Origin of the sequence: Enterobacter sp. BNK-8 (assembly GCF_048685095.1) — a bacterium.
GTDB classification, from domain to species: Bacteria; Pseudomonadota; Gammaproteobacteria; order Enterobacterales; family Enterobacteriaceae; genus Enterobacter; species Enterobacter quasiroggenkampii.
This window is the reverse complement of record NZ_JBLQTN010000001.1, coordinates 1500765-1526808: the sequence shown is the minus strand read 5'-3', so window position 1 is coordinate 1526808 and position 26044 is coordinate 1500765. Positions and strand designations below refer to the sequence as shown.

General features: G+C 58.0%; 27 protein-coding genes and 1 other annotated feature. Of the genes, 12 read left to right on the top strand and 15 right to left on the bottom strand.

The window, feature by feature from the left end; translation table 11 throughout:
- Positions 1 to 137: 137 nt before the first annotated feature.
- The 7 genes from aroH (at position 138) to ACMGGU_RS07320 (ending at position 7294) form a co-directional block, all read left to right on the top strand.
- Positions 138 to 1184 (top strand): 3-deoxy-7-phosphoheptulonate synthase AroH, encoded by a 1047-nt coding sequence (aroH, locus tag ACMGGU_RS07350; protein WP_008500645.1) that lies wholly within the window; start codon positions 138 to 140, stop codon positions 1182 to 1184.
- A gap of 209 nt (positions 1185 to 1393) precedes the next feature.
- Complete coding sequence (gene hemP, locus ACMGGU_RS07345) at positions 1394 to 1576, top strand: hemin uptake protein HemP (RefSeq protein WP_048222676.1); 183 nt, start codon at positions 1394 to 1396, stop codon at positions 1574 to 1576.
- Positions 1577 to 1653: 77 nt separating this feature from the next.
- Positions 1654 to 3636: a TonB-dependent hemoglobin/transferrin/lactoferrin family receptor gene (locus ACMGGU_RS07340; protein WP_420300353.1), complete on the top strand. Its 1983-nt coding sequence runs from the start codon at positions 1654 to 1656 to the stop codon at positions 3634 to 3636.
- 47 nt (positions 3637 to 3683) lie between these two features.
- Positions 3684 to 4712 carry a hematinate-forming heme oxygenase ChuS gene (chuS, locus tag ACMGGU_RS07335; protein WP_343665870.1) on the top strand — a complete coding sequence of 343 codons (1029 nt, stop codon included), beginning with the start codon at positions 3684 to 3686 and terminating at the stop codon, positions 4710 to 4712.
- The gene (locus tag ACMGGU_RS07330; RefSeq protein WP_252077282.1) at positions 4709 to 5530 is read left to right on the top strand and encodes a heme/hemin ABC transporter substrate-binding protein; all 822 of its coding nucleotides are present in this window, start codon (positions 4709 to 4711) and stop codon (positions 5528 to 5530) included. Before chuS ends, ACMGGU_RS07330 begins: the two co-directional genes overlap by 4 nt.
- A complete protein-coding gene (locus ACMGGU_RS07325; protein WP_048222666.1) occupies positions 5530 to 6522 on the top strand; it encodes a FecCD family ABC transporter permease in 993 nt (330 codons plus the stop codon). The genes ACMGGU_RS07330 and ACMGGU_RS07325 overlap by 1 nt, the downstream gene beginning before the upstream one ends.
- Positions 6515 to 7294: a heme ABC transporter ATP-binding protein gene (locus ACMGGU_RS07320; protein ID WP_420300352.1), complete on the top strand. Its 780-nt coding sequence runs from the start codon at positions 6515 to 6517 to the stop codon at positions 7292 to 7294. The genes ACMGGU_RS07325 and ACMGGU_RS07320 overlap by 8 nt, the downstream gene beginning before the upstream one ends.
- On the opposite strand, the gene ACMGGU_RS07315 is transcribed toward ACMGGU_RS07320, so the two are convergent.
- Positions 7291 to 8184 carry a LysR family transcriptional regulator gene (locus ACMGGU_RS07315; protein ID WP_032645461.1) on the bottom strand — a complete coding sequence of 298 codons (894 nt, stop codon included), beginning with the start codon at positions 8182 to 8184 and terminating at the stop codon, positions 7291 to 7293. The two genes, ACMGGU_RS07320 and ACMGGU_RS07315, sit on opposite strands and share 4 nt — an antisense overlap.
- A gap of 140 nt (positions 8185 to 8324) precedes the next feature.
- On the opposite strand from ACMGGU_RS07315, the gene ACMGGU_RS07310 reads away from it, so the two are divergent.
- Genes ACMGGU_RS07310 through ACMGGU_RS07290 form a run of 5 tightly spaced genes read left to right on the top strand, consistent with a single transcriptional unit; the run spans position 8325 to position 13099 of the window.
- A complete protein-coding gene (locus ACMGGU_RS07310) occupies positions 8325 to 9032 on the top strand; it encodes a CoA transferase subunit A (protein WP_045910273.1) in 708 nt (235 codons plus the stop codon).
- Between the two features lie 2 nt (positions 9033 to 9034).
- Positions 9035 to 9691, top strand: a complete 657-nt coding sequence (locus ACMGGU_RS07305) for a CoA transferase subunit B (protein ID WP_045910272.1) — start codon at positions 9035 to 9037, stop codon at positions 9689 to 9691.
- A 9-nt stretch (positions 9692 to 9700) separates the two neighbouring features.
- Entirely contained in the window at positions 9701 to 10882 is a 1182-nt protein-coding gene (locus ACMGGU_RS07300) for an acetyl-CoA C-acetyltransferase (protein WP_420300351.1), read from the top strand.
- A gap of 41 nt (positions 10883 to 10923) precedes the next feature.
- The gene (locus ACMGGU_RS07295; RefSeq protein ID WP_176252831.1) at positions 10924 to 12318 is read left to right on the top strand and encodes a GntP family permease; all 1395 of its coding nucleotides are present in this window, start codon (positions 10924 to 10926) and stop codon (positions 12316 to 12318) included.
- Between the two features lie 10 nt (positions 12319 to 12328).
- Positions 12329 to 13099 carry a 3-hydroxybutyrate dehydrogenase gene (locus ACMGGU_RS07290; protein WP_045910269.1) on the top strand — a complete coding sequence of 257 codons (771 nt, stop codon included), beginning with the start codon at positions 12329 to 12331 and terminating at the stop codon, positions 13097 to 13099.
- 42 nt (positions 13100 to 13141) lie between these two features.
- On the opposite strand, the gene selO is transcribed toward ACMGGU_RS07290, so the two are convergent.
- From selO to thrS, 14 genes are all read right to left on the bottom strand, one after another.
- Positions 13142 to 14584 (bottom strand): protein adenylyltransferase SelO, encoded by a 1443-nt coding sequence (gene selO, locus ACMGGU_RS07285; RefSeq protein ID WP_420300350.1) that lies wholly within the window; start codon positions 14582 to 14584, stop codon positions 13142 to 13144.
- Between the two features lie 61 nt (positions 14585 to 14645).
- On the bottom strand, positions 14646 to 15362 hold the full coding sequence (locus ACMGGU_RS07280) for an EAL domain-containing protein (RefSeq protein ID WP_420300349.1): 717 nt from the start codon (positions 15360 to 15362) through the stop codon (positions 14646 to 14648).
- A gap of 294 nt (positions 15363 to 15656) precedes the next feature.
- Positions 15657 to 16121, bottom strand: a complete 465-nt coding sequence (locus ACMGGU_RS07275) for a C40 family peptidase (RefSeq protein ID WP_023335377.1) — start codon at positions 16119 to 16121, stop codon at positions 15657 to 15659.
- A gap of 74 nt (positions 16122 to 16195) precedes the next feature.
- Positions 16196 to 16951 carry a vitamin B12 ABC transporter ATP-binding protein BtuD gene (btuD, locus tag ACMGGU_RS07270; RefSeq protein WP_045910266.1) on the bottom strand — a complete coding sequence of 252 codons (756 nt, stop codon included), beginning with the start codon at positions 16949 to 16951 and terminating at the stop codon, positions 16196 to 16198.
- Positions 16951 to 17502 (bottom strand): glutathione peroxidase, encoded by a 552-nt coding sequence (locus tag ACMGGU_RS07265; RefSeq protein WP_048027541.1) that lies wholly within the window; start codon positions 17500 to 17502, stop codon positions 16951 to 16953. The genes btuD and ACMGGU_RS07265 overlap by 1 nt, the downstream gene beginning before the upstream one ends.
- 22 nt (positions 17503 to 17524) lie before the next feature.
- Complete coding sequence (btuC, locus tag ACMGGU_RS07260) at positions 17525 to 18505, bottom strand: vitamin B12 ABC transporter permease BtuC (protein WP_045910264.1); 981 nt, start codon at positions 18503 to 18505, stop codon at positions 17525 to 17527.
- 103 nt (positions 18506 to 18608) lie between these two features.
- Positions 18609 to 18908 carry an integration host factor subunit alpha gene (ihfA, locus tag ACMGGU_RS07255; RefSeq protein WP_003857805.1) on the bottom strand — a complete coding sequence of 100 codons (300 nt, stop codon included), beginning with the start codon at positions 18906 to 18908 and terminating at the stop codon, positions 18609 to 18611.
- Between the two features lie 4 nt (positions 18909 to 18912).
- Positions 18913 to 21300, bottom strand: a complete 2388-nt coding sequence (gene pheT, locus ACMGGU_RS07250; protein ID WP_063621416.1) for a phenylalanine--tRNA ligase subunit beta — start codon at positions 21298 to 21300, stop codon at positions 18913 to 18915.
- 15 nt (positions 21301 to 21315) lie between these two features.
- Positions 21316 to 22299 (bottom strand): phenylalanine--tRNA ligase subunit alpha, encoded by a 984-nt coding sequence (pheS, locus tag ACMGGU_RS07245; RefSeq protein ID WP_021241084.1) that lies wholly within the window; start codon positions 22297 to 22299, stop codon positions 21316 to 21318.
- 62 nt (positions 22300 to 22361) lie between these two features.
- Positions 22362 to 22486: a sequence feature (Phe leader region), on the bottom strand.
- Positions 22437 to 22481, bottom strand: a complete 45-nt coding sequence (gene pheM, locus ACMGGU_RS07240) for a pheST operon leader peptide PheM (protein WP_001386830.1) — start codon at positions 22479 to 22481, stop codon at positions 22437 to 22439. Its footprint overlaps the feature before it by 45 nt.
- Before the next feature lie 117 nt (positions 22487 to 22603).
- Complete coding sequence (gene rplT, locus ACMGGU_RS07235; RefSeq protein WP_000124850.1) at positions 22604 to 22960, bottom strand: 50S ribosomal protein L20; 357 nt, start codon at positions 22958 to 22960, stop codon at positions 22604 to 22606.
- 49 nt (positions 22961 to 23009) lie between these two features.
- Entirely contained in the window at positions 23010 to 23207 is a 198-nt protein-coding gene (gene rpmI / locus ACMGGU_RS07230) for a 50S ribosomal protein L35 (RefSeq protein WP_001124225.1), read from the bottom strand.
- 97 nt (positions 23208 to 23304) lie between these two features.
- On the bottom strand, positions 23305 to 23847 hold the full coding sequence (gene infC / locus ACMGGU_RS07225; RefSeq protein WP_023616141.1) for a translation initiation factor IF-3: 543 nt from the start codon (positions 23845 to 23847) through the stop codon (positions 23305 to 23307).
- Positions 23848 to 23850: 3 nt separating this feature from the next.
- Complete coding sequence (thrS, locus tag ACMGGU_RS07220) at positions 23851 to 25779, bottom strand: threonine--tRNA ligase (RefSeq protein WP_063621415.1); 1929 nt, start codon at positions 25777 to 25779, stop codon at positions 23851 to 23853.
- Between the last annotated feature and the right edge of the window lie 265 nt (positions 25780 to 26044).

Here is a 26044-nt window from a genome sequence, read left to right as displayed (position 1 = left end):
GCTCAGATTCAGGTATCATCATCGGCAACCACGGGGCGGTGTCGCCCCGAACTTGAAATCAGCAGGGATTGGTTTAAGGTGATGCCCATCACTTCCCGGTAGTCTGCCGATGAAGCAAAAATTTTCTGAGACATTCCATGAATAAAACCGATGAACTCCGCACTGCGCGCATTGACAGCCTGGTCACGCCGGCTGAACTGGCCCAGCGGCATCCTGTTTCCGCTGCCGTTGCGGAACACGTAACGGCCTCCCGCCGCCGCATTGAAAAAATACTGAATGGTGAAGACAAGCGTCTTCTGGTGGTGATTGGTCCCTGCTCCATCCACGATCTGGATGCCGCGATGGATTATGCAAAACGGCTTCAGGGCCTGCGGGATAAGTATCAGCACCGCCTTGAGATTGTGATGCGAACCTACTTTGAAAAACCGCGGACCGTGGTGGGCTGGAAAGGGCTGATTTCCGACCCTGACCTGAACGGCAGCTATCGCGTGAACCACGGCATTGAGCTGGCACGTAAGCTGCTTTTGCAGGTCAACGAGCTGGGCGTGCCGACCGCCACCGAGTTTCTTGATATGGTGACCGGGCAGTTTATCGCCGATCTGATCAGCTGGGGCGCGATTGGCGCACGCACCACCGAAAGCCAAATCCACCGCGAGATGGCCTCCGCCCTCTCCTGTCCGGTCGGCTTTAAAAACGGGACCGATGGCAATACCCGTATTGCGGTTGATGCCATCCGCGCTGCCCGTGCCAGCCACATGTTCCTGTCGCCGGACAAGAGCGGTCATATGACCATCTACCAGACCAGCGGTAACCCGTACGGGCACATCATCATGCGCGGCGGCAAGAAACCCAATTACCATGCACAAGATATTGCGGCGGCCTGTGAAACCCTAGCCGAGTTCGACCTGCCGGAACATCTGGTGGTGGACTTCAGCCACGGCAACTGCCAGAAGCAGCATCGCCGCCAGCTGGACGTCTGCGATGAGATCTGCCAGCAGATCCGCAGCGGTTCAACCGCCGTTGCAGGGATTATGGCGGAGAGCTTTATCAAAGAAGGCACGCAGAAAATCGTTGCTGGCCAGCAGATGGTATACGGCCAGTCGATCACCGACCCGTGCCTGAGCTGGGAAGATAGCGAGCTGCTGCTGGAGAAACTCGCAGCAGCCGTGGACACACGCTTTTAACATCCTGCCGGGTGGCGCTGCGCTTACCCGGCCTACGATTCGTGCCCTTCTCCCTCTCCCTGTGGGAGAGGGTCGGGGTGAGGGCATCAGACCGCACCTCACCCCCAAATTTGATCCTCTCACCCTTTTTTCACAAAAACGCTTGCCGTGAATTTGTAGTTTATTGATAATGATTATCATTGTTACATTGATTGTTATTTATAAACATTATGTCACGTACGGATAACAGCGCGGCAACGCCAGCAAAAACAGACACAGCACCAGCCCCAACCGAGCGTCGGATTGACAGCAAAACCCTGCTCGGCGATGAGGGCCGGGTCATTATCGAGCATGACGGCCAGCACTATCTGCTGCGCCAGACCCATGCCGGAAAACTGATCCTCACAAAATAAACAACACAAAAAACTACGCCAGCCACCCAGGTAAACCCCAGGCAGCCAGCGCTTTTCAATTCTAATGGAGAGTTGCTATGCCACACCTGTCTTCCGCGTCTTTACGCCCGTCACTTCTGACGCTGGCAATTGTCAGCGCCCTGCCGACCGCGGCGTTTGCTGCCACAGATGACATTACCGTCACCGCCACGGGCAACGCCCGCAGCGCCTTTGAAGCCCCCATGATGGTGAGCGTGATTGACGCCAGCGCGCCGGAGAAGCAAACCGCCAGCTCGGCGGCCGACCTGCTGCGTAGCGTCCCCGGCCTGACGCTGGACGGCACCGGGCGCACCAACGGGCAGGACGTGAACCTGCGCGGCTATGACCGTCGCGGCGTGCTGGTGCTGGTTGACGGCGTGCGTCAGGGCACCGACACCGGTCACCTGAACAGCACGTTCCTCGATCCGGCGCTGATTAAACGTATCGAAGTGGTTCGCGGCCCTTCGGCCCTGCTGTACGGCAGCGGCGCGCTGGGCGGCGTGATTTCCTATGATACCGCCGATGCGAAAGATCTGCTGGAGCCGGGTAAAAACAGCGGCTACCGCGTGTTTGGGACAGGCGCGACGGGCGATCACAGTCTCGGCATGGGGGCCAGCGCCTACGGCCGCACCGACAGCCTGGACGGTCTGGTGGCCTGGTCCAGCCGGGATCGCGGTGATATTCGCCAGAGCGACGGAGCAACCGCCCCTAACGACGAATCCATCAATAACATGCTGGCGAAAGGCAGCTGGAAAATCGACCCGGCCCAGACCCTGAGCGGCTCCCTGCGCTACTACAATAATGACGCTCAGGAACCGAAAAACCCGCAAACCCCCGGGGCGGACAGCAGCAACCCGATGACCGATCGCTCCACCATTCAGCGTGACGCGCAGGTGGGCTATCACATCGCCCCGGAAGGTAACGACTGGCTGAACGCCGACGCGAAGGTCTACTGGTCCGAAGCGCGCATTAATGCCCAGAATATCGACAACAGCGGTGAGTTCCGCAAGCAGACCACCAAAGGCGGCAAGGTGGAAAACCGCACCCGCCTGTTCAGCGACACCTTAGCATCACACCTTCTGACCTACGGCGGGGAATATTATCGTCAGGAGCAACATCCGGGCGGGGCAACCACCGGCTTCCCGGAGGCGAAAATCGACTTCAGCTCCGGCTGGCTGCAGGACGAAATTACCCTGCGCGATCTGCCAGTCACCCTGCTGGGCGGCACGCGGTATGACAACTACCGCGGCAGCAGCAATGGCTACGACGATGTCGATGCCGACAAGTGGTCCTCCCGCGCCGGGTTGACCGTCAGCCCGACCGACTGGCTGATGCTGTTTGGCTCTTACGCACAGGCGTTCCGCGCGCCCACCATGGGTGAGATGTACAACGACGCCAAACACTTCTCTATTGGCCGCTTCTATACCAACTACTGGGTGCCGAACCCGAACCTGCGCCCGGAAACCAACGAAACGCAGGAGTTTGGTTTCGGTCTGCGCTTTGACGATCTGCTGCTTGCCAACGATGCGCTGGAGTTTAAAGCCAGCTATTTCGATACCAAAGCCAAAGACTACATCTCCACCACCGTCAATTTCGCGGCGGCAACCACCATGTCGTATAACGTCCCGAACGCCAAAATCTGGGGCTGGGACATGATGGCAAAATACTCTGCCGACCTCTTCAACCTCGACCTGGCCTACAACCGCACGCGCGGGAAAGATACCGATACGGGCGAGTACATCTCCAGCATCAACCCGGATACCGTCACCAGCAAGCTGGACATTCCGGTGGCACAGAGCGGTTTTTCCGTCGGCTGGATTGGCACCTTTGTCGATCGCTCAACGCATATCAGCAGCAGCTACAGCGAGCAGCCGGGCTATGCGGTCAATGACTTCTATGTCAGCTATAAGGGCCAGGAACGGCTCAAAGGCGTGACCACGACGCTGGTACTCGGCAACGCCTTCGACAAAGCGTACTGGTCACCTCAGGGCATTCCGCAGGACGGCCGTAACGGGAAGATTTTCGTCAGTTATCAATGGTAATCCCTTCGCCCCGGCTGACCGGGGCATTGCTTTGAAAGGAAGAGACAATGAATCACTACACACGCTGGCTTGAGCTAAAAGAAGAAAATCCGGGTAAGTACGCGCGCGACCTTGCAGGGCTAATGAACATCAGCGAAGCGGAGCTGACCTTTGCCCGCGTGGGCCACGACGCCTGGCGACTGCACGGTGAAATGCGCGAGATCCTGGGCGCGCTGGAGGCGGTGGGCGAAACCAAATGTATCTGCCGCAACGACTACGCCGTTCACGAGCAGGTCGGGAACTTCACCAACCAGCACCTGAACGGCCATGCCGGGCTGGTGCTGAACCCGCGCGCGCTGGATCTGCGCCTGTTCCTCAACCAGTGGGCAAGCGCGTTTCACATCAGTGAAGCCACCGCCCGCGGCGAGCGGCAAAGCATTCAGTTCTTCGACCATCAGGGCGATGCCCTGCTGAAGGTCTACGCCACGGACAACACCGACCTTTCCGCCTGGGGCGACGTGCTGACCCGTTTTATCTTTGCCGATAATCCACCGCTGGCGTTAAAGGCGCCCGATGCCCCTGCTCACGCGGAAAGCCCACAAGCCGCCCTCGTGGACAAAGAGTGGCGCGCCATGACCGACGTGCATCAGTTCTTTAGCCTGCTCAAACGTCATAACCTCAGCCGCCAGCAGGCGTTTCGCCTGGTGGGGGACGATCTGGCCTGTCGGGTAGAGAACAGCGCGCTGGCGCAGCTGCTGGAGACGGCGCGTCGGGACGGCAATGAAATCATGGTCTTCGTCGGCAACCGCGGCTGCGTGCAAATTTTCACCGGCGTGGTGGAAAAGCTGGCGCCGATGAAAGGCTGGCTGAACATCTTCAACCCAACCTTTACCCTGCACCTGCTTGAAGACGCGATTGCCGAGACGTGGGTCACGCGCAAACCGACCGCGGACGGGCATGTCACCAGCCTGGAGCTGTTTGCCGCCGATGGGACGCAAATCGCCCAGCTGTACGGCCAGCGTACGGAAGGCGAGCCGGAGCAGAGCCAGTGGCGCAGCCAGATTGACGCCTTAACGGCGAAAGGGCTGGCCGCATGAAACGGTGGCTTGCCCTGTTCAGCGCCCTGCCCCTGCTGGCGTTTGCTGCGCCGCAGGAGAAAATCATCACGCTCGGCGGCGACGTCACCGAGATTGTCTACGCCCTCGGCGCGGCTTCTTCCCTCGTGGCCCGCGACAGCACCAGCCAGTGGCCGCAGGCGGCAACCGCACTGCCGGACGTGGGCTATCTGCGCCAGCTCAACGCGGAAGGGATCTTATCCATGCGCCCTACGCTGGTGCTGGCCAGCGCCCAGGCGCAGCCGTCTCTGGCGCTCAAGCAGGTTGAGCAAAGCCACGTCAGGGTCATCGCAATTCCTGCCGGTAACGATCTGAGCGTCATTGACGAAAAGGTACGGATCGTCGCTGAAGCGACGCACCGCGAGGCCGAGGGGGAAGCCTTGCGCAAGACGCTGCGTCAGGCGCTGTCGGCGCTTCCCGCGTCGCCGCTCAATAAGCGGGTGCTGTTTATTCTCAACCACGGCGGAATGACCGCCATGGCTGCCGGACAACAGACCGGCGCGGACGCGGCCATTCGTGCGGCGGGGCTGCAGAATGCGATGCAGGGGTTCACCCGCTATCAGCCGCTGTCTCAGGAAGGCACGATTGCCAGCCGACCCGATCTGGTGGTGATTTCGCAGGACGGCATCAACGCCCTGGGTGGGGAAGCGAATCTGTGGACGCTGCCCGGCCTGGCGCAAACCCCGGCAGGACGGAACAGGCAGGTGCTGGCGATTGATGACATGGCGCTGCTGGGCTTCAGCGTGCGAACGCCGGAAGCCATCCGGGAGTTGCGTGCCAAAGCGGAGCAACTGCCCTGATGTCCCGGCGAGCCGCACTGTCATTATGGATGCTGGCCGCGCTGCTGGTCGTCACGACGCTGACGGCCAGCGGTATTGGCGCGCTGCGCCTGCCGGTCAGCCTGCTGTGGAACGGCACCGACGAGGCCCTGCGTCAGATCTGGCTGACGATCCGCCTGCCTCGCGTGCTGCTGGCACTGGCGATCGGCGGTTCGCTGGCGCTGGCGGGCTGCGTGATGCAGGGGCTGTTTCGCAACCCGCTGGCGGACCCGGGCCTGCTCGGCATCAGTAGCGGCGCGGCGCTTGCCGTCGCCCTGTGGGTAGTGCTTCCGCTCTCGCTGCCAGCGCTGGTGATGCTGTATGCCCCGATGCTGGCGGCTTTTCTCGGCGCGCTGGCCGCCACCGTCGTGATTTTCCTGCTCAGCCGACAGCGTGACGCTTCCCTGTCGCGCCTGCTGCTGGTGGGCATTGCCATCAACGCCCTGTGCGGTGCCGCCGTCGGCGTGCTGTCATGGCTCAGCAATGATGCCCAGCTTCGCCAGCTTTCCCTCTGGGGAATGGGCAGCCTCGGCCAGGCGCAGTGGTCGACGCTGCTGGCCGTCGCGTCGCTGATGATCCCCACCCTGCTGGCGATCTGGCGTCTGGCAGGGCCCCTCAACCTGCTGCAACTGGGCGATGAAGAGGCGCACTATCTCGGCGTGGAGGTTCCAGCCGTGCAGCGGATCCTGCTGTTGTGCAGTGCCCTGCTGGTGGCTGCCGCCGTTGCGGTCAGCGGCGTGATCGGTTTTGTCGGCCTGGTGGTGCCGCACCTGGTGCGCATGTGGCTGGGAGCCGACCACCGGGCCACGCTCCCCGGCTCGGTGCTGGCCGGTGCGCTGCTCCTGCTGGTGGCCGATACGCTGGCGCGTAGCCTGGTCGCCCCAGCGGAAATGCCGGTCGGCTTATTGACCAGCCTTCTCGGCGCGCCGTGGTTCCTGTGGCTTATCTTTCGTCGCGGAGGTGCGCATGGCTGAACGCTATTGTGCAGAAAACCTTGTTTTTCGCGCCGGGCAACGCACGCTGATTCACGACGTGTCGCTGACCTTATCTCAGGGCGAGCTGGTGGCGTTGATTGGCCCCAACGGTGCCGGGAAATCGACGCTGTTGCGGCTGCTTACCGGCTACCTTAAACCTGCGGGCGGACGGTGCAGCCTGGCGGGCACACCGCTTGCGGCCTGGTCGCCGGACAAGCTCTCCCGCTACCGGGCGGTGATGCGCCAGAACACGCAGCTCGGATTTGACTGGCCGGTTGAGGCGGTCGTCGGTATGGGGCGTGCGCCCTGGACCCGCACGCCAGAAGCGACGGTGATCGAGGAGGTCATGGCCATCACCGGCTGTTTACCGCTGGCGGGCAGGCAGTTTGCCGCGCTCTCCGGCGGCGAGCAGCAGCGCGTTCAGCTCGCCCGCGCGCTGGCTCAGCTCTGGTGCGACGGTGCGCCGCGCGGCTGGCTGTTTCTTGATGAACCCACCTCTGCGCTCGATCTCTATCACCAGCAGCATCTCCTGCGCCTGCTGAAATCCCTGACCAGCCGGGGACATCTGCACGTTTGCGCGGTGCTGCACGACCTCAACCTGGCAGCGCTGTGGGCGGATCGCCTCCTGCTCCTGCACAGCGGCAGGATCGTGTCTCAGGGAGAGCCGGAAACCGTTTTGCAGGCCGATGCGCTGGCGTGCTGGTACGGCGCACAGGTTCACGTCGGCAGGCACCCGGCTCACGCCGCGCCGCAGGTGTTTCTCGTCCCTTAATCGGGCTGGTAAAAATCCTTCAGCGTTTCCAGCAGGGCATGCGCCGCTTTTGAAAGCTGCGTGTGCCCGGGATGGATCACCCCGATACACTTTTCAATAGGCGGACTGTCCAGCGGAATACAGACCGCGCCCAGCGACGCCATCTGCGTCTTGCAGAGCGCCGGTACGGCGCTGCCGCCCAGCCCGCTTGCGACCATCCGCCCGACCGTCACCAGCTGATGACTTTCAAGCGCGACGTCCAGCTTTCTGCCGCTTCGCGCCAGCTCCTCTTCCATCATCAGACGCACCGCCGACGGGCGCTGCAGGGTGATGAAATCCAGCGTCAGCAGCGCTTCCCATGTCAGGCGTTTTTTGCCCGCCAGCGGGGAATCTTTCGGCACAATAGCAACAAAGCGGTCGAGACCCAGCGGGGTAAACAGCAAGTTGTGCGTGGGCGCGGGCTCAAAGGCGATGCCCATCTCGACCCGCCCTTCCCGCACCATCTCAATCACCTGCTCGTTAATCACGTCATGCACGGTGACGTTGATCCCGGCATGGCGATCGCGAAACGCTTTCAGCACCTCGGGCAGGACATTCGCGGCAAACGACGGCATCGCCGCGACCGAGATTTTACCGCGCTGCAGGGTAAAGCACTGGTGCATCGCCTCTTCGACATTATCCCAGTCGGCAAGCAGCTGCCGCGCCATCGGCAAAAACGTCTCGCCCTCCTGCGTCAGCGCGACCTTGCGCGTGCTCCGCTGCAGCAGCGGTCCGCCGAGCGCGTCCTCCAGAGCTTTAATCGTCAGGCTCAGAGCTGGCTGGGAGAGATTCAGCCGTTCGCTGGCGTGGGCGAAATTCAGAGTGTGAGCTACCGCTAAAAACGCGCGTAACTGTTTGACACTCATTCTCATTTTTCATCCTGTTAACTAATTGAAAAAATTTAGTTAACAGGAAATTAATAAAAAAACCAAATGAGTGGGTCACAAATTCAAAATTAACAAATGAGTTGCCGCCCCTAATGATACCGCCACGGTTAAGAGGAGGAATGACGATGGCGGGACTGGATAAGCGCGTCGACAGCTATGCGCAGGCGCTGGATGGGCTGACGGACGGGATGACTTTGCTGGCGGGCGGCTTTGGCCTGTGCGGTATTCCGGAGAACCTGATTGCAGAGGTCAGACGCCGTCAGGTGAAAGATCTGACGGTGGTATCAAACAACTGCGGCGTGGACGGCTTCGGTCTCGGGCTCCTGCTTGAGACGCGGCAGGTTCGTAAGGTAGTGGCTTCTTACGTCGGCGAAAACGCGCTGTTCGAGCAGCAGGTACTGAGCGGTGAACTGGAGATTGAACTCACGCCTCAGGGCACGCTGGCGGAAAAGGTGCGCGCGGGCGGCGCGGGTATTCCGGCATTTTACACGGCCACCGGCTACGGCACCCCCGTGGCTGCAGGCAAAGACGTGCGCCAGTTTGCCGGTAAGCATTACATCCTCGAAGAGGCCATTACGGGGGATTTCGCGCTGATCAAGGGCTGGAAAGCGGACTGGTACGGCAACGTCGTCTACCGGCATACCGCGCAAAACTTTAATCCGCTGATGGCCACGGCGGGCCGGATAACGGTCGTCGAGGTGGAAGAGATTGTTGCGCCGGGTGAGCTTCCCCCGTCGGCCATTCATACCCCGGGCATTTACGTCGACAGGCTGATTGTTGGCCAGTTTGAAAAACGCATTGAACAGCGCACGTTGCGCGCGGAAGGAGTGTGACGATGTTAACCCGTGAACAGATGGCCATGCGCGTCGCCCGCGAGCTGCGCGACGGATATTACGTCAACCTGGGGATCGGCATTCCTACCCTGGTGGCGAACTACATTCCGGAAGGAATGGACGTGATGCTTCAGTCGGAAAACGGGCTGCTGGGGATGGGCGCGTTCCCTGACGAGCAGAGCCTCGACGCCGACATGATCAACGCCGGTAAACAGACCGTGACCGCACGGACGGGCGCGGCCATTTTCGACTCGGCCCAGTCGTTTGCCATGATCCGCGGCGGCCATGTTGACCTGACGGTGCTGGGTGCGTTTGAGGTGGACGTCGAAGGCAATATCGCCTCGTGGATGATCCCCGGAAAGATGGTCAAGGGGATGGGCGGCGCGATGGATCTCGTCGCCGGGGCGCAGAACATTATCGTGGTGATGACCCACGCGTCAAAAAGCGGTGAGTCAAAGCTGCTGTCTCGCTGCACGCTGCCGCTTACGGGCGCGGGCTGCATCCGCCGGGTCTTAACCGACCTCGCGCTGCTCGAGATCGCGGACGGCGCGTTCATCCTGCGGGAATACGCCCCCGGCGTCAGTATCGACGAAATAGCGGCTAAGACGGCCGGAAAAATGATTGTGGCGGACGACGTTCGCGAGATGCGCTTTAGCTGAGGACTCAGGATGAAAGAGGTCATGATTGTCGGGGCAACGCGGACCCCCATTGGCAGTTTTCGCGGATCGCTCGCGCCCCTCTCTGCGGCTGAGCTGGGGGCCGTCGCGGTTCATCGTCTGCTTGAAAACAGCGGTCTTCCTGCTGAGACGATAGATGAGGTGATTTTCGGCCAGGTGCTGACGGCGGGATGCGGACAAAACCCTGCGCGTCAGACGGCCATCGCCGCCGGATTACCCGTCAGCACGCCAGCGACAACGGTCAACCTGGTGTGCGGCGCGGGATTAAAAGCGGTGCAGCTCGCCGCGCAGGCGATCCGCTGCGGCGACGCTGAGGTAATGATTGCCGGCGGACAAGAGAGCATGAGCAACGCCCCCTATCTGCTGGACGGCGCGCGTTCAGGGCTGCGTTTTGGCCATACGGGCCTGCAGGACAGCATGATCACGGACGGTCTGTGGGACGCGTTCAACGATTACCACATGGGGATCACCGCTGAAAACGTCGCCCGGCAGTACGGCATTTCCCGCGAGCAGCAGGACGCCTTCGCTGCCCGGTCGCAGCAAAAAGCGGCCTCCGCCGCCGAAGCGGGCCGGTTTGATGCCGAGATAGCCCCGGTGACGGTGAGGCAGGGTAAAAAGCCGCCACTTATTGTCAGCCGTGACGAGCAGCCCCGGCCAGGCACCACCGCCGAGCAGCTTGCGCAGCTGCGCCCCGCCTTTTTGCAGGAGGAAGGCACGGTCACGGCGGGAAATGCCTCCACGCTCAACGACGGCGCCGCGGCGGTGCTGCTGATGAGCGGCGAAAAGGCGCGGGAGAGCGGTTTGCCGATTCTGGGGCGCATCGTGAGCTATGCCGTGACGGGCGTTGACCCGTCGGTGATGGGCATCGGGCCGGTCAGTGCCTGTCAGACGGCGCTGGCGCGGGCGGGCTGGACGCTCGATGACGTGGACCTCATTGAAGCCAATGAAGCCTTTGCCGCCCAGGCGCTGGCTGTGGGCCAGCAGCTCGGCTGGGATGAACGCAGGGTGAACGTTAATGGCGGCGCGATCGCCCTCGGTCATCCGATTGGCGCTTCCGGCAGCCGCATCCTCGTGACGCTGCTGTACGAAATGCAGCGCCGTGACGTCAAAAAGGGGCTCGTCACCCTGTGCGTAGGCGGCGGGCAAGGCATTGCCCTCACCGTCGAGCGTTAAACATCTCGTTGGTACCCGAATAATAATGACAGTGAGGAGTCGTGATGAGTGTATTAATTGCCCTGGCGGCGCTGGCGCTGCTGATGCTGGCGGCCTATCGCGGATATAGCGTGATTTTGTTTGCGCCGATTGCGGCGCTCGGTGCCGTACTGCTGACCGATCCGGGCGCCGTTGGCCCGACGTTTACCGGTCTGTTCATGGAAAAAATGGTGGGCTTCGTCAAGCTCTACTTCCCGGTGTTCCTGCTGGGGGCGGTGTTTGGCAAACTGATTGAGCTTTCCGGCTTCTCGCGCTCCATCGTTGCCGCCGCGATTCAGATCCTCGGCCGTCGCCACGCCATCCCGGTGATTGTCCTGGTGTGTGCGCTGTTAACCTACGGCGGCGTGTCGCTGTTCGTGGTGGCGTTTGCAGTTTACCCGTTCGCCGCGGAACTGTTCCGCCAGAGCGGTATCCCTAAACGGCTGATCCCGGCCACGGTGGCGCTGGGGGCATTCTCGTTTACCATGGATGCCCTGCCCGGCACGCCGCAGATCCAGAACATCATTCCCACCAGCTTCTTTGGTACCAACGCCTGGGCCGCGCCGTGGCTGGGGCTTATCGGCTCTCTGTTCATTATCGTCTTTGGCCTGCTCTGGCTGGAACGCCAGCGGCGTAAGGCGCTCAGCAACAACGAAGGTTACGGCACGGATCTGAAAAATGAACCGGAGACGCCGGACAACATTAACCTTCCGCATCCGCTGATTGCCATCGCCCCGCTGCTGGTGGTGGGCATACTCAACCTGCTGTTTACCCGCTGGATCCCCGGCTGGTACGGCACGAGCCACGAGCTGACCCTTCCCGGTCTGGCGAAACCGATCGTGACCGAGGTGAGCAAGATCACCGCCATCTGGGCCGTGGAGGCGGCGCTGATCGCCGGTATCGTGCTGGTACTGATTTTTGGCTTCCGCAACATCCGGGGACGCCTGGCAGAAGGCAGCCGGACGGCGGTGAGCGGTGCCATTCTGGCGGCGATGAATACCGCCTCGGAGTACGGTTTCGGCGCGGTTATCGCCGCCCTGCCCGGTTTTCTGGTGTTATCCCACGCGCTGGCGGCCATTCCGAATCCGCTGCTGAATGAAGCCATCAGCGTGACCGTTCTCGCGGGGATCACCGGCTCGGCGTCCGGCGGGATGAGTATTGCGCTCGCCGCCATGTCCGACACGTTTGTCGCCGCCGCACACGCCGCCAATATCCCGCTTGAGGTGCTGCACCGCGTGGCGTCAATGGCGAGCGGGGGAATGGATACCCTACCCCATAACGGGGCGGTGATTACCCTGCTGGCTATCACTGGCCTGAGCCATCGCCAGGCCTACGGCGGCATTTTTGCTATCACGATTATTAAAAGTCTGGCAGTGCTTTTTGTCATTGCCGTGTTCTATCTGACCGGCATTGTGTAAGGAGAGAAAGATGAATCTGAACGGTAAAACCGCCCTGGTCACCGGCTCGACCAGCGGCATTGGCCTGGGGATCGCCCGCGTGCTGGCGAAGGCCGGGGCGCAGCTGATCCTCAACGGTTTCGGCGACAGTGAATCAGCAATTGTTGAGATTGCGCAACTGGGCAAAAAGCCGGGCTATCACGATGCAGACCTGCGTGACGTCCTGCAAATAGAAGCCCTGATGCGCTACGCCGAATCGCAGTTTGGCGGCGTGGACATTCTCGTCAACAACGCTGGCATACAGCACGTGGCACCGGTTGACGCGTTTCCGGTGGAGAAATGGAACGACATTATCGCCATTAACCTCTCGTCGGTGTTTCACACCAGCCGGCTGGCGCTCCCTGCCATGCGCGAGAAAAACTGGGGGCGCATCATTAATATCGCCTCCGTTCACGGGCTGGTCGCGTCAAAAGAGAAGTCGGCCTACGTGGCAGCCAAGCACGGCGTGGTGGGCTTTACGAAATCGCTGGCGCTGGAAACCGCGCGCACCGGCATTACCGCCAATACGATCTGTCCCGGCTGGGTGCTGACCCCGCTGGTGCAGCAGCAAATTGACAAACGTATCGCTGACGGCGTACCGCCGGAGCACGCTCGCGAACAGCTTCTGGCGGAGAAACAGCCTTCGGGCGAGTTTGTTACCCCGGAGCAGCTGGGTGAACTGGCGCTGTTTTTGTGCAGCGACAGCGCCGTTAACGTTCGCGGCGCCGCGTGGAATATGGACGGCGGCTGGGTCGCGCAGTGATGTTCAGGCCGGGTAAGACGAATCCGCCCCCCGGCCAAAAGACTAGCTTGAGCAGCTGACCTCCAGCCGCTTGCCCCAGTCAGGCGGGCGGCTGACGTAATCATCACCCCGGTCGGCAAACGGCGTGCGCAACGCCACGTGCAGACGGTGTAACTCGTCATACTCGCCCTGCTCTGCCTGCTCAATCGCCCGCTGTGCCAGCCAGTTGCGCAACACCATCGCCGGGTTCGTGGCGTTCATCTGCGTCTGGCGGGTCGCGTCATCCACCTGCTCCTGCTGCAGCCGCGCGCGGTAGGATGCAAACCAGTCGTCAAACGCCTGTCTGTCAATAAACTCATCGCGCAGCGGCGAGGCGGCGCTGTGCTGCTCCGTCTGCCCCAGCATCCGGAAGGTGCGCGTGTAATCGCTGCCCTCGCGCGCCATCAGGGCAAACAGGCCATTGAGGATGTCGTTATCGCCCTTCTCCTGCGTCACCAGCCCCAGCTTATTGCGCATCAGCGTGCCATATTCCCGCAGTAAGATCTCCTGATAGCTGTCGAGCGCATCATTCAGGGCATCAACGTCGATAAACGGCGACAGGGTTTGCGCAAGCCGCTGCAGGTTCCACAGGCCCACCGCGGGCTGATTGTCAAAACTGTAGCGCCCCTGATAGTCGGAGTGGTTGCAGATATAGCCTGGCTGATAATCATCCAGGAAACCAAACGGGCCGTAGTCAAAGGTCAACCCGAGAAGCGACATGTTGTCGGTATTCATGACGCCATGGGCAAAGCCTACCGTTTGCCAGCGGGCAATCAGGGTGGCGGTACGGGCCACCACGTCCCTGAACCAGAGAACGTATTTATCCGCCTCGTCCTGCCAGTGCGCCCAGTGGTGACGAATGGCAAAGTCTGCCAGCTGGCGCACCTTTTCCGGCTCGCGACGATAGTAAAAGTGCTCAAAATGGCCGAAGCGCAGATGGCTTTGCGCGATACGCATCAGCATGGCGCCCTTTTCCACGGTTTCGCGCACAACCGGTGTGTCGCTGGTCACGATCGACAGCGCTCGGGTGGTGGGGATCCCCAGGGCATGCATCGCTTCGGTGCCCAGGCTCTCGCGGATCGTTGAACGCAGAACCGCACGCCCGTCGCCCATCCGCGAATACGGCGTCAGGCCCGCGCCTTTGAGGTGCCAGTCAACCGTCTCCCCGTTGGGAAGCTGTTGTTCACCGAGCAGGATCCCCCTGCCGTCGCCCAGCTGTCCTGCCCAGACGCCAAACTGATGTCCGCTATAGACCTGAGCCAGGGGTTGCATACCGGCGAGAAGCGTTTCGCCTCCCCAGACGCCAGCGCTCTCTGAACGCTGAAACAGCTCAGGCGGAATGGCCAACTCTTCTGCCAACCGATCGTTATGCCAGATAAGACGTGAATTTTGTAATGGTGTGGGTTTGAGTGCGGTATAAAATCCCGGCAACTCGTCATGCCAGCGAGCAGTAAAAGACAGGGTCATAAGTCCTCCTGCTTTTAGTGTAGAGGGTTTACCCGGACTTAAACACGGGCGAAAGCAAGGGTTATCGCTGCTGAACCAGCGTAGTGACGTGTCCCGCCGAGACGGCAGGCCAGAGTGTCCCCTGCATGGCGCCAAAATTAAAGGACAGCACGCGCTGTAAGAGGCCGTGGTCATCAATGCCTGAGACAATCACAGACTGGCAGTGTGGCGTGATTTGCCAGAGGATGGCGCGCATAAAGGGCTCAAAAGAGAGTTCCGCCGCACGCTGCTGAATGAAGCCTTTATCGAGAATGACCCGTTTAAATAATCCATCGTAGACCGCCTTGAGCGATGCCGCGCCTGCGCCAAAGTTTGCCAGCACCAACGGAAAATGGATCGCCATTCTCGCCAGCTGAAGATCGTCCTTTCCGTTATTTAAACCTGGATAATTCTCATTAACAGTAAACTCAAGAAACGGATAACGCTCAAGAATTGAAACAGCGTTTCCATTACTTAATAAAAATTCAACTATTGCAGGTGTAATATTGATCCATGCAATTAACTGATGCTGAATAAAAAACAGTTTACAGGTATCAAGCAATTGCAGTTTTTCGTTAAACAGCGTTAACTCTTCAGCCGCTGAAAGTCGTGGGATAACAAGCTCAGTGGGGATCCGCACATCGCTGCCGACGCCAGTAAAGTTAACCAGAATTTCTAAACCTTTAAGCTCCCCTGCGCTATTACGGGCAGGCAGAAGCAGTAGTTCAGACTGGTAAGCATTATCTAGCGTAATTATCATTGCACTCGCCCCGCATTAAAGATGAGAGAGGACATCCTGGAGCAATTGCCGACACAATTCCACTGTCTTGATTTTAATAAGATTAATTTCATTAGTTCCGTATTAATTTTCAGATTTATCCCTGAATCTAAAATAATCTTATCCTGGTTGCAGAATAATAGCCAGTTTTAGATAAAACAGACACATGCGGGATTCGCTAATTTTAGATAAATTTAACTTTAATCATCTTATTTGAGAAAAAACGGCATGTTTTATTCGTTTCCATGCCGTCATAAGAGAGGTATACGACGAAGACTATATACGTCGTGCCTGCCAGAAATTTTTACGCCAGTAGACATTATCCAGGGAAGAGCGCATCACGCCGCGGCTGGTTGACGCGTGAATGAACTGGTTGTCAGTGTCATAAATGCCCACATGAAGACCGCTTTCCCCCGATCCGGTTTTGAAGAAAACCAGGTCCCCGGGCAGAAGATCGTCTTTATCAATTTCCGTGCCGATTTCTGCCTGTTTGCGCGTTTCGCGCGGCAGCTGTAAATCAAACTTGTCGCGGAAGGTCATCAGAACGAAGCCGGAGCAGTCCACACCGCCACGGCTCATACCGCCGTAGCGATAAGGCGTGCCGCGCCAGTTGCTCAGCTGATCGTTGAGGCTGGCGATGACGGTGATCGAATCTGAAAGCCGTGGGTTAGGCGGCGGTGCACGATGGCTACTGCATCCCGCAAGAAAAAGTGTGGCCATCAGGAGAAACCAGAATCGCATTTTCAGACGAATCCTCTGCTTTTATTGTTCTTTTCGTAATTTAGCGTGCAACTGTGCTCACAGGCAAGAAACGCTTACTCCTGCCCGGTCGAAATCAGCATCTTATGGCCCTCGATATCCAGCCTGCGGAACGACATGTTGTATGCGCGGGCAAGATTGGGCGGCGTCAGAACCTGATCCCGCGTACCGCTGGCGATCATCTTCCCCTTCGCCAGCAGCCACACCCGATGGGCATGTCGCAAGGTGTGGTTGAGGTCATGGCTGCTCATCACCACGGCGATGCCTTTTCGGCTCAGCGCGCTTAGCAGCGTATCCAGGGCCGCCTGCTGCGCCACATCCAGACCGCTCATCGGTTCATCGAGAAGCAGCATCCGACCATGCGGGTTACCGGCCGGGTGGATCTGGACGATGACAGCCGCCAGACGTACCCGCTGCCATTCGCCGCCGGATAGCTGGCTGACATGCCGGGAGAGTTTATCTTCCAGCCCCAGCGCCGCGGCCACGTCCGCCAGCAGCGCCGTACGGTGTTTGTCGTGCAAATGCAGCATCAGATACTGCCAGACCGGCATCGCAAAAGGCGGCACCTGCTGCTGCACGAGATAGCTGCGCCGATGCGCCAGTGAGACCGGAGACCAGTCGGCCAGCGTATGCTCCAGCAACGTTATCTGCCCTTCTCCGGCAGTCATGCCCGCCATCCGTGCCAGCAGCGTGCTCTTTCCGGCGCCGTTTGGCCCGACAAGATGCAGGATTTCTCCCGCATTGACGGTGCCGGTTATCGGCTCCAGACGTCCCTTCTCGGCAACGTCCGTGAGCTGCATCAGCAGTGACATTATTTCGCCAGCGCCAGCTTGATAGATTCCATGACGATCGGATCTTCAGGGGTCATATCCGGTGAAAAACGCTGAACGACCTGGCCGTCGCGACCAATCAGGAATTTTTCGAAGTTCCAGAGTATATCGTCCGGGTAAAGCGGCGCGCGGCCTTTGCTGGCCATGCGTTCATAAAAACCGCTGCCTTCCGGCGCAACGGCTTTCGGTGCGGCAGCGATCAGCTTCGCATACAGCGGATGGCGGCCTTCACCGTTGACATCGATTTTGCTGAACAGCGGGAACGTCACCCCGTAAGTGGTGCTGCAGAAGGTTTTAATCTCCTCTTCGCTGCCCGGCTCCTGGCCCAGGAACTGGTTGCAGGGGAAGCCCAGCACGGTGAAACCGTCTTTTTCCCAGGCCTTCTGAATGTTTTCCAGCTGCTCGTACTGCGGCGTCAGGCCGCATTTGGATGCCACGTTGACGATCAGCAACACGTTGCCTTTGTAGCCTTCCAACGTGGTTTTATCGCCATCAATGGTGGTCACTTCAGTATTCAGGATATCTGACTGCATAGCATTTCCTCAGGTTGTCGATTTAACGTCCAGCTTTTAATAGTAGCCAGATAAAGACCGGCGCGCCCAGCGTGGCGGTCACCACGCCGATGGGCAGCTCTGCAGCCGTCAGGGCAAGCCGGGCGATGATGTCAGCCACCAGCAGCGTGACGGCCCCGGCAACCGCCGAGGCCGGAAGCAAGGTTCGATGGTCCGTGAGGCCGCACAGACGGAGCATGTGCGGGATCACCAGGCCAATAAAGCCAATCGCGCCCGCCAGGGCCACGCTGACGCCGACCAGCCAGCCAATGGCGATCACCAGCGCATTACGCCAGAACCCAATCGGCATGCCCAGCTGGCGGGCTGAGGTTTCACCCAGCGCGAGCATATTCAGCGGCTGCGCCTGCAGGGCAGCCCACACGATGACCGGCACCAGCAGCGCCATCAGCCAGCCCTGCTGCCAGTCGACGCCGCCAAAGCCGCCCATCATCCAGTACATGAGCTGCCGCAGGTCAAAGGAGGTCGAGAAGTAGACCGCCCAGGTCATCAGCGCGCTGCAGATGATCCCCAGCGCAACGCCGGCAAGCAGCAGACGGCTGGTCGATAAATGCCGTCTGGCAAAACGAAGCAGGATGAGCGTTATCAGTAATGCGCCAAGGATCGCGCTCAGGCTAATACGCCATCCGGAGAGTTCGCCTCCGCCCAGCATTACCGCCGCAATCAGCCCCACGCCCGCACCGTTGGACACGCCGAGCAGCCCGGGCTCCGCCAGGGGATTCTCAAACAATGCCTGCATTATGGTGCCGCACAGCGCCAGCGCGGCGCCCACCAGCATCACCGCGACGGTCCGCGGCAGACGAATTTGCCAGACGAAGAGCTGTCCGTCAGGCCCCCACCAGCTTTCGGGCCCTATCCATCGGTCACCGGCGCAGAGGCTAACGCCTGCGGCAATAATGAGCAGCAGCGCCAGCAAAAGCAGGCGACGCCGATCGGAACGGTGCTGGTGATGGGCATAATCAAGCATGTGTACGGTTTTAGTAGCGTGAGATGTAATTGATTTTACGGCGGGTTTACCAAAGAGCGCAAAGAAAAAAGGCCGCGTGGGCGGCCTTTTTAGTTAGTTCATATTACTCTGCTTTGGGCGTTGCGTTTTCGACACGGCTTTTTAACTTCTGGCCGGGTCTGAAGGTCACCACGCGGCGGGCTGTAATGGGAATATCTTCCCCCGTCTTCGGGTTGCGGCCCGGACGTTGGTTTTTGTCGCGCAAATCAAAATTGCCAAAACCGGAGAGTTTTACCTGCTCACCATTTTCCAGAGCACGACGGATCTCTTCGAAAAACAGCTCTACCAGCTCTTTGGCATCCCGTTTGCTAAGCCCAAGCTTATCAAACAGATATTCTGACATTTCAGCTTTTGTAAGCGCCATAGGTTCAATCCCTCAATGATGCCTGGAATCGCTCTTTTAATGCCTCTACACATTTGGCGACGGTAGCGGCAATCTCCTCTTCTTCGAGTGTACGGCTGGTATCCTGAAGGATCAGGCTGATAGCCAGGCTCTTAAAGCCCTCTGCTACGCCCTTGCCGCGGTACACGTCAAATAAGTTTACGCCAACTACCTGATTTACGCCAACTTTCTTACATTCGGCCAAAATATCTGCTGCGGGCACATTTTCCGCGACCACAACCGCGATATCACGGCGGTTTGCCGGGAAGCGGGAGACGTCCTGAGCCTGAGGAATCACGCGGTCTGCCACCAGGTTCCATTCCAGCTCGAACACGATGGTACGGCCGTTCAGGTCCAGTTTACGCTCCAGCTCAGGGTGAACAACCCCAATAAAACCAATGCGTTTGCCGTCTAAATAGAGGGCAGCGCTCTGGCCTGGATGCAGGGCCGGAATGGCTTCTGCGCGGAATTCAATTTCAGATAATTTACCGGTCAGATCCAGAATCGCTTCCAGATCGCCCTTCATATCGTAGAAATCAACCGTGCCTTTTGCCAGGTCCCAGTGTTCTTCATAGCGGTTACCGCTGATGGCGCCAGCCAGCATGAGATCCTGACGGATGCCTAAATTTGCCTGATTATCCGGTACAAAGCGCAAACCGCTTTCGAAAATTCGCACGCGGTTTTGCTGGCGATTCTGGTTATAAACGATAGTGCCCAACAGGCCCGTCCACAGGGACAGACGCATCGCGGACATTTCGCTGGAGATTGGGCTTGGCAGGATCAGCGCTTCCTGACCCGGGTGGATCAGCTGCTGCAGTTTTGGATCAACAAAGCTGTAGGTGATCACTTCCTGGTAGCCTTTGTCGTTCAGCATGGTTTTCACACGCTTCAGGGACAGGTCGGCTTCACGGTGGGTGCCCATCACCAGACCGGCCTGGACAGGCTCGTCAGGGATGTTGTTGTAGCCATAAACACGGGCCACTTCTTCCACCAGATCTTCTTCAATTTCCATGTCGAAACGCCAAGAAGGCGCAACGGCTTTCCACTCGCCCTGACCTTCGGTCACGTCGCAACCCAGACGCTTCAGGATATCGGTCACCTGCGCATCAGCAACATGGTGCCCAATGAGGCGATCCAGCTTGCTGCGGCGCAGGGTGATGGTCGCACGCTTCGGCAGCGTCGCTTCGTTGGTGACGTCGATCACCGGGCCCGCTTCGCCGCCGCAGATGTCGATCAGCAGGCGGGTGGCACGCTCCATTGCTTTGTACTGCAGCGCCGGGTCAACGCCACGCTCGTAGCGATGAGACGCATCGGTGTGCAGACCGTGACGGCGTGCGCGACCGGTGATAGAGAGCGGGCTGAAGAACGCGCACTCCAGCAGCACGTTTTGGGTTTCGTCGTTGACGCCCGAATGTTCGCCACCGAAGATACCGCCCATTGCCAGCGCTTTGCTGTGGTCAGCAATCACCAGTGTGTCGGCGTTCAGTTTCGCTTCGCTGCCGTCCAGCAGAACCAGGGTTTCACCCTCTTTCGCCATGCGCACCACAATGCCGCCTTCGATACGATCTTTATCGAACGCGTGCATTGGCTGGCCCAGCTCCAGCAGAACGTAGTTGGTCACGTCAACCACGGCGTCGATAGAGCGGATACCGCAGCGGCGCAGCTTCTCTTTCATCCACAGCGGGGTTGGCGCCTTAACATTGATGCCTTTCACCACGCGACCGAGGTAGCGCGGGCAGGCATCCGCAGCGTCAACCTGAATAGGCAGCACGTCACTGATGGTCGCTTCAACCGGCGCAATGTCCGGCGCGTTCAGTTCGGTCTGGTTCAGCACAGCAACGTCGCGCGCCACGCCGATGATCCCTAAACAGTCGGCACGGTTTGGCGTGACGCTGATTTCGATGGTGTTGTCATCAAGCTTCAGGTACTCACGGATATCGGTGCCGATTGGCGCATCCAGCGGCAGCTCAATGATGCCGTTGTGATCGTCGGAAATACCCAGCTCGGAGAAGGAACACAGCATGCCTTCAGACGGCTCGCCGCGCAGCTTAGCCGCTTTGATTTTGAAATCGCCCGGCAGTACCGCACCGACGGTCGCCACGGCCACTTTCAGCCCCTGACGGCAGTTTGGCGCACCGCAGACGATATCCAGCAGACGGTCACCGCCTACGTTTACTTTTGTTACGCGCAGTTTGTCCGCGTTAGGATGCTGACCGCACTCTACCACTTCGCCGACGACCACGCCGTTGAATGCGCCGGAAACCGGCTCAACGCCGTCCACTTCCAGACCTGCCATGGTGATCTGGTTAGAAAGCGCGTCGCTGTCCAGCGTGGTGTTCACCCACTCGCGTAACCACAGTTCACTGAATTTCATTGTTCTGTCCTGCCCTTATTTAAACTGTTTGAGGAAACGCAGATCGTTTTCGAAGAATGCACGTAAGTCGGTCACGCCGTAGCGCAGCATGGTCAGACGCTCCATGCCCATACCAAAGGCAAAGCCGGAGTAAACTTCCGGATCGATACCCACGTTACGCAGTACGTTTGGATGCACCATGCCGCAGCCCAGCACTTCCAGCCATTTGCCGTTTTTGCCCATCACGTCAACTTCCGCAGACGGTTCAGTGAACGGGAAGTAGGACGGACGGAAACGAACCTGCAGATCTTCCTCAAAGAAGTTGTTCAGGAAATCGTGCAGCGTGCCCTTCAGGTTGGTGAAGCTGATGTTTTTATCAACAATCAGGCCTTCCATCTGGTGGAACATTGGGGTGTGGGTCTGATCGTAGTCGTTACGATAGACGCGGCCCGGCGCGATAATACGGATTGGCGGTGCCTGATCCTTCATGGTACGGATCTGAACGCCGGAGGTCTGGGTACGCAGCAGACGCGTCGCGTCGAACCAGAAAGTGTCGTGGTCAGCGCGTGCCGGATGATGGCCAGGAATGTTCAGGGCATCGAAGTTGTGGTAATCATCTTCGATTTCCGGGCCAGTCGCCACGGTAAAGCCGAGCTCACCGAAGAAACTTTCAATGCGATCGATGGTACGGGTAACCGGGTGCAGACCGCCGTTCTCGATGCGGCGACCCGGCAGAGAGACGTCGATCGTCTCTGCGGCCAGACGCGCATTCAGCACCGCGCTTTCCAGCTCGGCTTTGCGTGCGTTCAGCGCCTGCTGTACCTGCTCTTTGGCTTCGTTAATCACCGCCCCCGCTGCCGGGCGCTCTTCTGGCGGCAGCTCACGCAGGGTTGTCATTTGAAGGGTCAAGTGCCCTTTCTTCCCAAGATATTCGACGCGGACATTGTCTAACGCGGCAACATCTGAGGCCTGATTAATGGCGGCTGTTGCACTGGCAACCAGCTCTGCGAGATGTGACATGATTTTCCTCATTATGTCGGTGCAGACACCGATTTGGTGGAGTTATTCTCTCAAATTCAGGCACAAAAAAAGCCTCCATCGGGAGGCTTATCTGGCGCTGTTTTTCGTTTCATCTTTCACGCGCTAGCCTCCTGAAGTCAGGTGCTAAAGTAAAAGAAGAAGCGGAAAATAGCAGCATTCATGCTTGCGTTACCTTGTTGGGTAAAAACCGTTGAGACCTTATTGAAAAGCCTGCACGGGTAAATGTCAATCTTCTTACAGGGTTATATGAAAAGAGGGAGCCAGGCCCCCTCTCTCAACTGGCTTATGCCAGTGCTGCTTTCGCTTTTTCGACCAGAGCGGTGAACGCTACTTTGTCGAATACTGCGATGTCAGCCAGGATCTTACGGTCGATTTCAACAGAGGCTTTTTTCAGGCCGTTGATGAATTTGCTGTAAGAAATACCGTTCTGACGTGCTGCTGCGTTGATACGCGCAATCCACAGTTGACGGAACTGACGCTTACGCTGACGACGGTCACGGTAAGCGTACTGACCTGCTTTGATAACAGCCTGGAAGGCAACGCGGTATACGCGTGAACGCGCACCGTAGTAGCCTTTAGCTTGTTTCAAAATTTTCTTGTGACGTGCACGTGCAATTACACCACGTTTTACGCGAGCCATGTGTGCTCTCCTGTATCTATTCTAAGTTAAAAAAGTTAAACGAAACGACTTATGCGTACGGCAGGCACGCGATGACCAGGCCCAGATCGCCTTTAGAAACCATGGCTTTTGGACGCAGGTGACGTTTACGCTTGGTAGCTTTCTTAGTCAGAATGTGACGCAGGTTAGCGTGCTTGTGCTTAAAACCACCTTTACCGGTTTTTTTGAAGCGCTTAGCAGCACCGCGTACGGTCTTAATTTTTGGCATTTTAATAACTTCCACTTCGCATTGTTAAATAAACGAAACATAGGCGAACAAAACCTATGAAACCCGAAGGCTCCACAGATTTTGCTGCTTGAAGGCCTTACTGTTTCTTCTTAGGAGCGAGCACCATGATCATCTGGCGGCCTTCGATCTTCGTAGGGAAGGATTCGACTACTGCCAGTTCACTCAGATCGTCACGGACGCGGTTAAGCACTTCCATACCAATCTGTTGGTGGGCCATCTCACGACCGCGGAAACGCAGTGTGATCTTGGCCTTATCGCCATCTTCCAGAAAGCGAATCAGGCTGCGGAGTTTTACCTGATAATCGCCATCGTCGGTACCAGGACGGAATTTGATTTCCTTAACCTGGATAACTTTTTGCTTCTTCTTCTGTTCCTTAGAAGACTTACTCTTTTCATAAAGGAACTTGCCGTAGTCCATGATACGACAAACTGGCGGTTCGGCGTTAGGGCTGATTTCAACTAAATCTACTCCAGCTTCTTCAGCCTTTTCGATTGCTTCTCTCAGACTCACAATCCCCAGCTGCTCGCCTTCCAGACCTGTTAAGCGAACTTCCTGGGCGCGAATCTCGCCATTGATACGATTCGGACGTGCCGTTTGAACTCGTTTTCCGCCTTTAATACCTTATTCCTCCAGTTGTTGAAGACTGCGGCTGCGAATCTCTTGTTGCAGCTTCTCAATCACTTCACTTACGTCCAGGCTGCCCAGGTCTTTACCACGGCGGGTGCGAACGGCAACTTTGCCTGCTTCCACCTCTTTATCACCACAGACCAACATATACGGGACACGACGTAAAGTGTGCTCGCGGATTTTAAAGCCAATCTTCTCATTTCTCAAGTCTGCTTTTACGCGAATGCCCGCATTTTGTAGTTTCTGCGTCAATTCTTTAACGTAATCTGCCTGAGAATCGGTAATGTTCATCACCACCACCTGCACCGGCGCAAGCCAGGTTGGGAAGAAGCCGGCGAACTCTTCGGTCAGGATGCCGATGAAGCGCTCCAGAGAACCGAGAATGGCACGGTGAATCATTACCGGCACCTGACGCTCGTTGTCTTCGCCAACATAAGAGGCGCTTAAACGCTGCGGCAGGGAGAAGTCCAGCTGTACAGTACCGCACTGCCATGCGCGATCGAGGCAGTCATACAGGGTAAATTCAATTTTCGGACCGTAGAATGCGCCCTCGCCCAGCTGGTATTCGAACGGAATGCCGTTCTCTTCCAGCGCCACGGCGAGATCCGCTTCTGCGCGATCCCAGGTCTCATCGCTACCGATACGTTTTTCCGGACGCGTTGAGAGTTTGACCACGATCTTCTCGAAGCCAAAGGTGCTGTACATATCGTAGACCATACGGATACAGGCGTTAACTTCGTCACGAACCTGATCTTCGGTACAGAAGATATGCGCATCATCCTGCGTAAAGCCACGCACACGCATCAGACCGTGCAGCGCACCTGATGGCTCGTTACGGTGGCAGCTACCGAACTCCGCCATACGCAGCGGCAGGTCACGGTAGGATTTCAGACCCTGGTTGAAGATCTGAACGTGCCCCGGGCAGTTCATTGGCTTGATGCAGTATTCACGGTTCTCAGACGAGGTGGTGAACATCGCATCTTTGTAGTTGTCCCAGTGGCCGGTTTTTTCCCACAGCACACGGTCCATCATGAACGGGCCTTTCACTTCCTGATACTGGTACTCTTTCAGCTTGGAGCGTACGAAAGTTTCCAGTTCACGGAAGATGGTCCAGCCGTCGTTATGCCAGAACACCATTCCCGGCGCTTCTTCCTGCATGTGGTACAGGTCAAGCTGCTTACCGATTTTACGGTGGTCACGCTTCGCCGCCTCTTCCAGGCGCAGCAGGTAGGCGTTCAGGGCTTTTTTATCGGCCCACGCGGTACCATAGATACGCTGCAACATCTTGTTGTTGCTGTCACCACGCCAGTAGGCGCCAGCGATCTTCATCAGCTTAAAGTGATGACAGAAGCGCATGTTCGGCACGTGCGGTCCACGGCACATGTCGATGTATTCTTCGTGATGGTACAAGCCAGGCTTGTCATCATGCGAAATGTTTTCGTCAAGAATCGAGACCTTATAGCTCTCGCCACGCTTCACGAAGGTTTCACGCGCTTCGTGCCAGCTGACTTTCTTCTTGATGACGTCATAGTTTGTTTCGGCGAGCTCGTGCATACGTTTTTCGAGCGCGTCGATATCTTCCTGAGTCAGGGTGTGGTCAAGGTCAACGTCGTAGTAGAAACCATTATCGATAACCGGACCGATCGCCATTTTGGTGTTTGGCCACAGCTGTTTGATGGCATGGCCTAACAGGTGCGCGCAGGAGTGACGAATGATCTCCAGACCTTCTTCATCTTTTGCGGTGATGATCGCAAGCGTCGCATCGTTTTCGATCAGATCGGAGGCATCTACCAGCTCACCGTTAACGCGGCCGGCGATAGTCGCTTTCGCGAGACCAGGACCGATGTCCAGGGCAACATCCATTGGGCTAACAGCACGGTCGAAATGGCGTTGGCTGCCATCAGGAAGAGTAATTACAGGCATTTTATATCCTTATTTGCAGTGATGCCCCACACATAAGAGCATATACAAAGAAAATAATCGTGATTTGACAATAGATTACGACACCATCTGACCAACAATCGTCAAATTGGTTCGTCATCATTCACCTGCCGGAAAATCAGACAACGCCGGATATACGGCAAGCCTTGCAATGTTAACACTAACAAAAGGGAGATTGCACCCTCTGCTGGCAGATTGATGTGCTGGCACTTTCGCATGAATTTGCAGGTCGCATGATCCCGGTGCT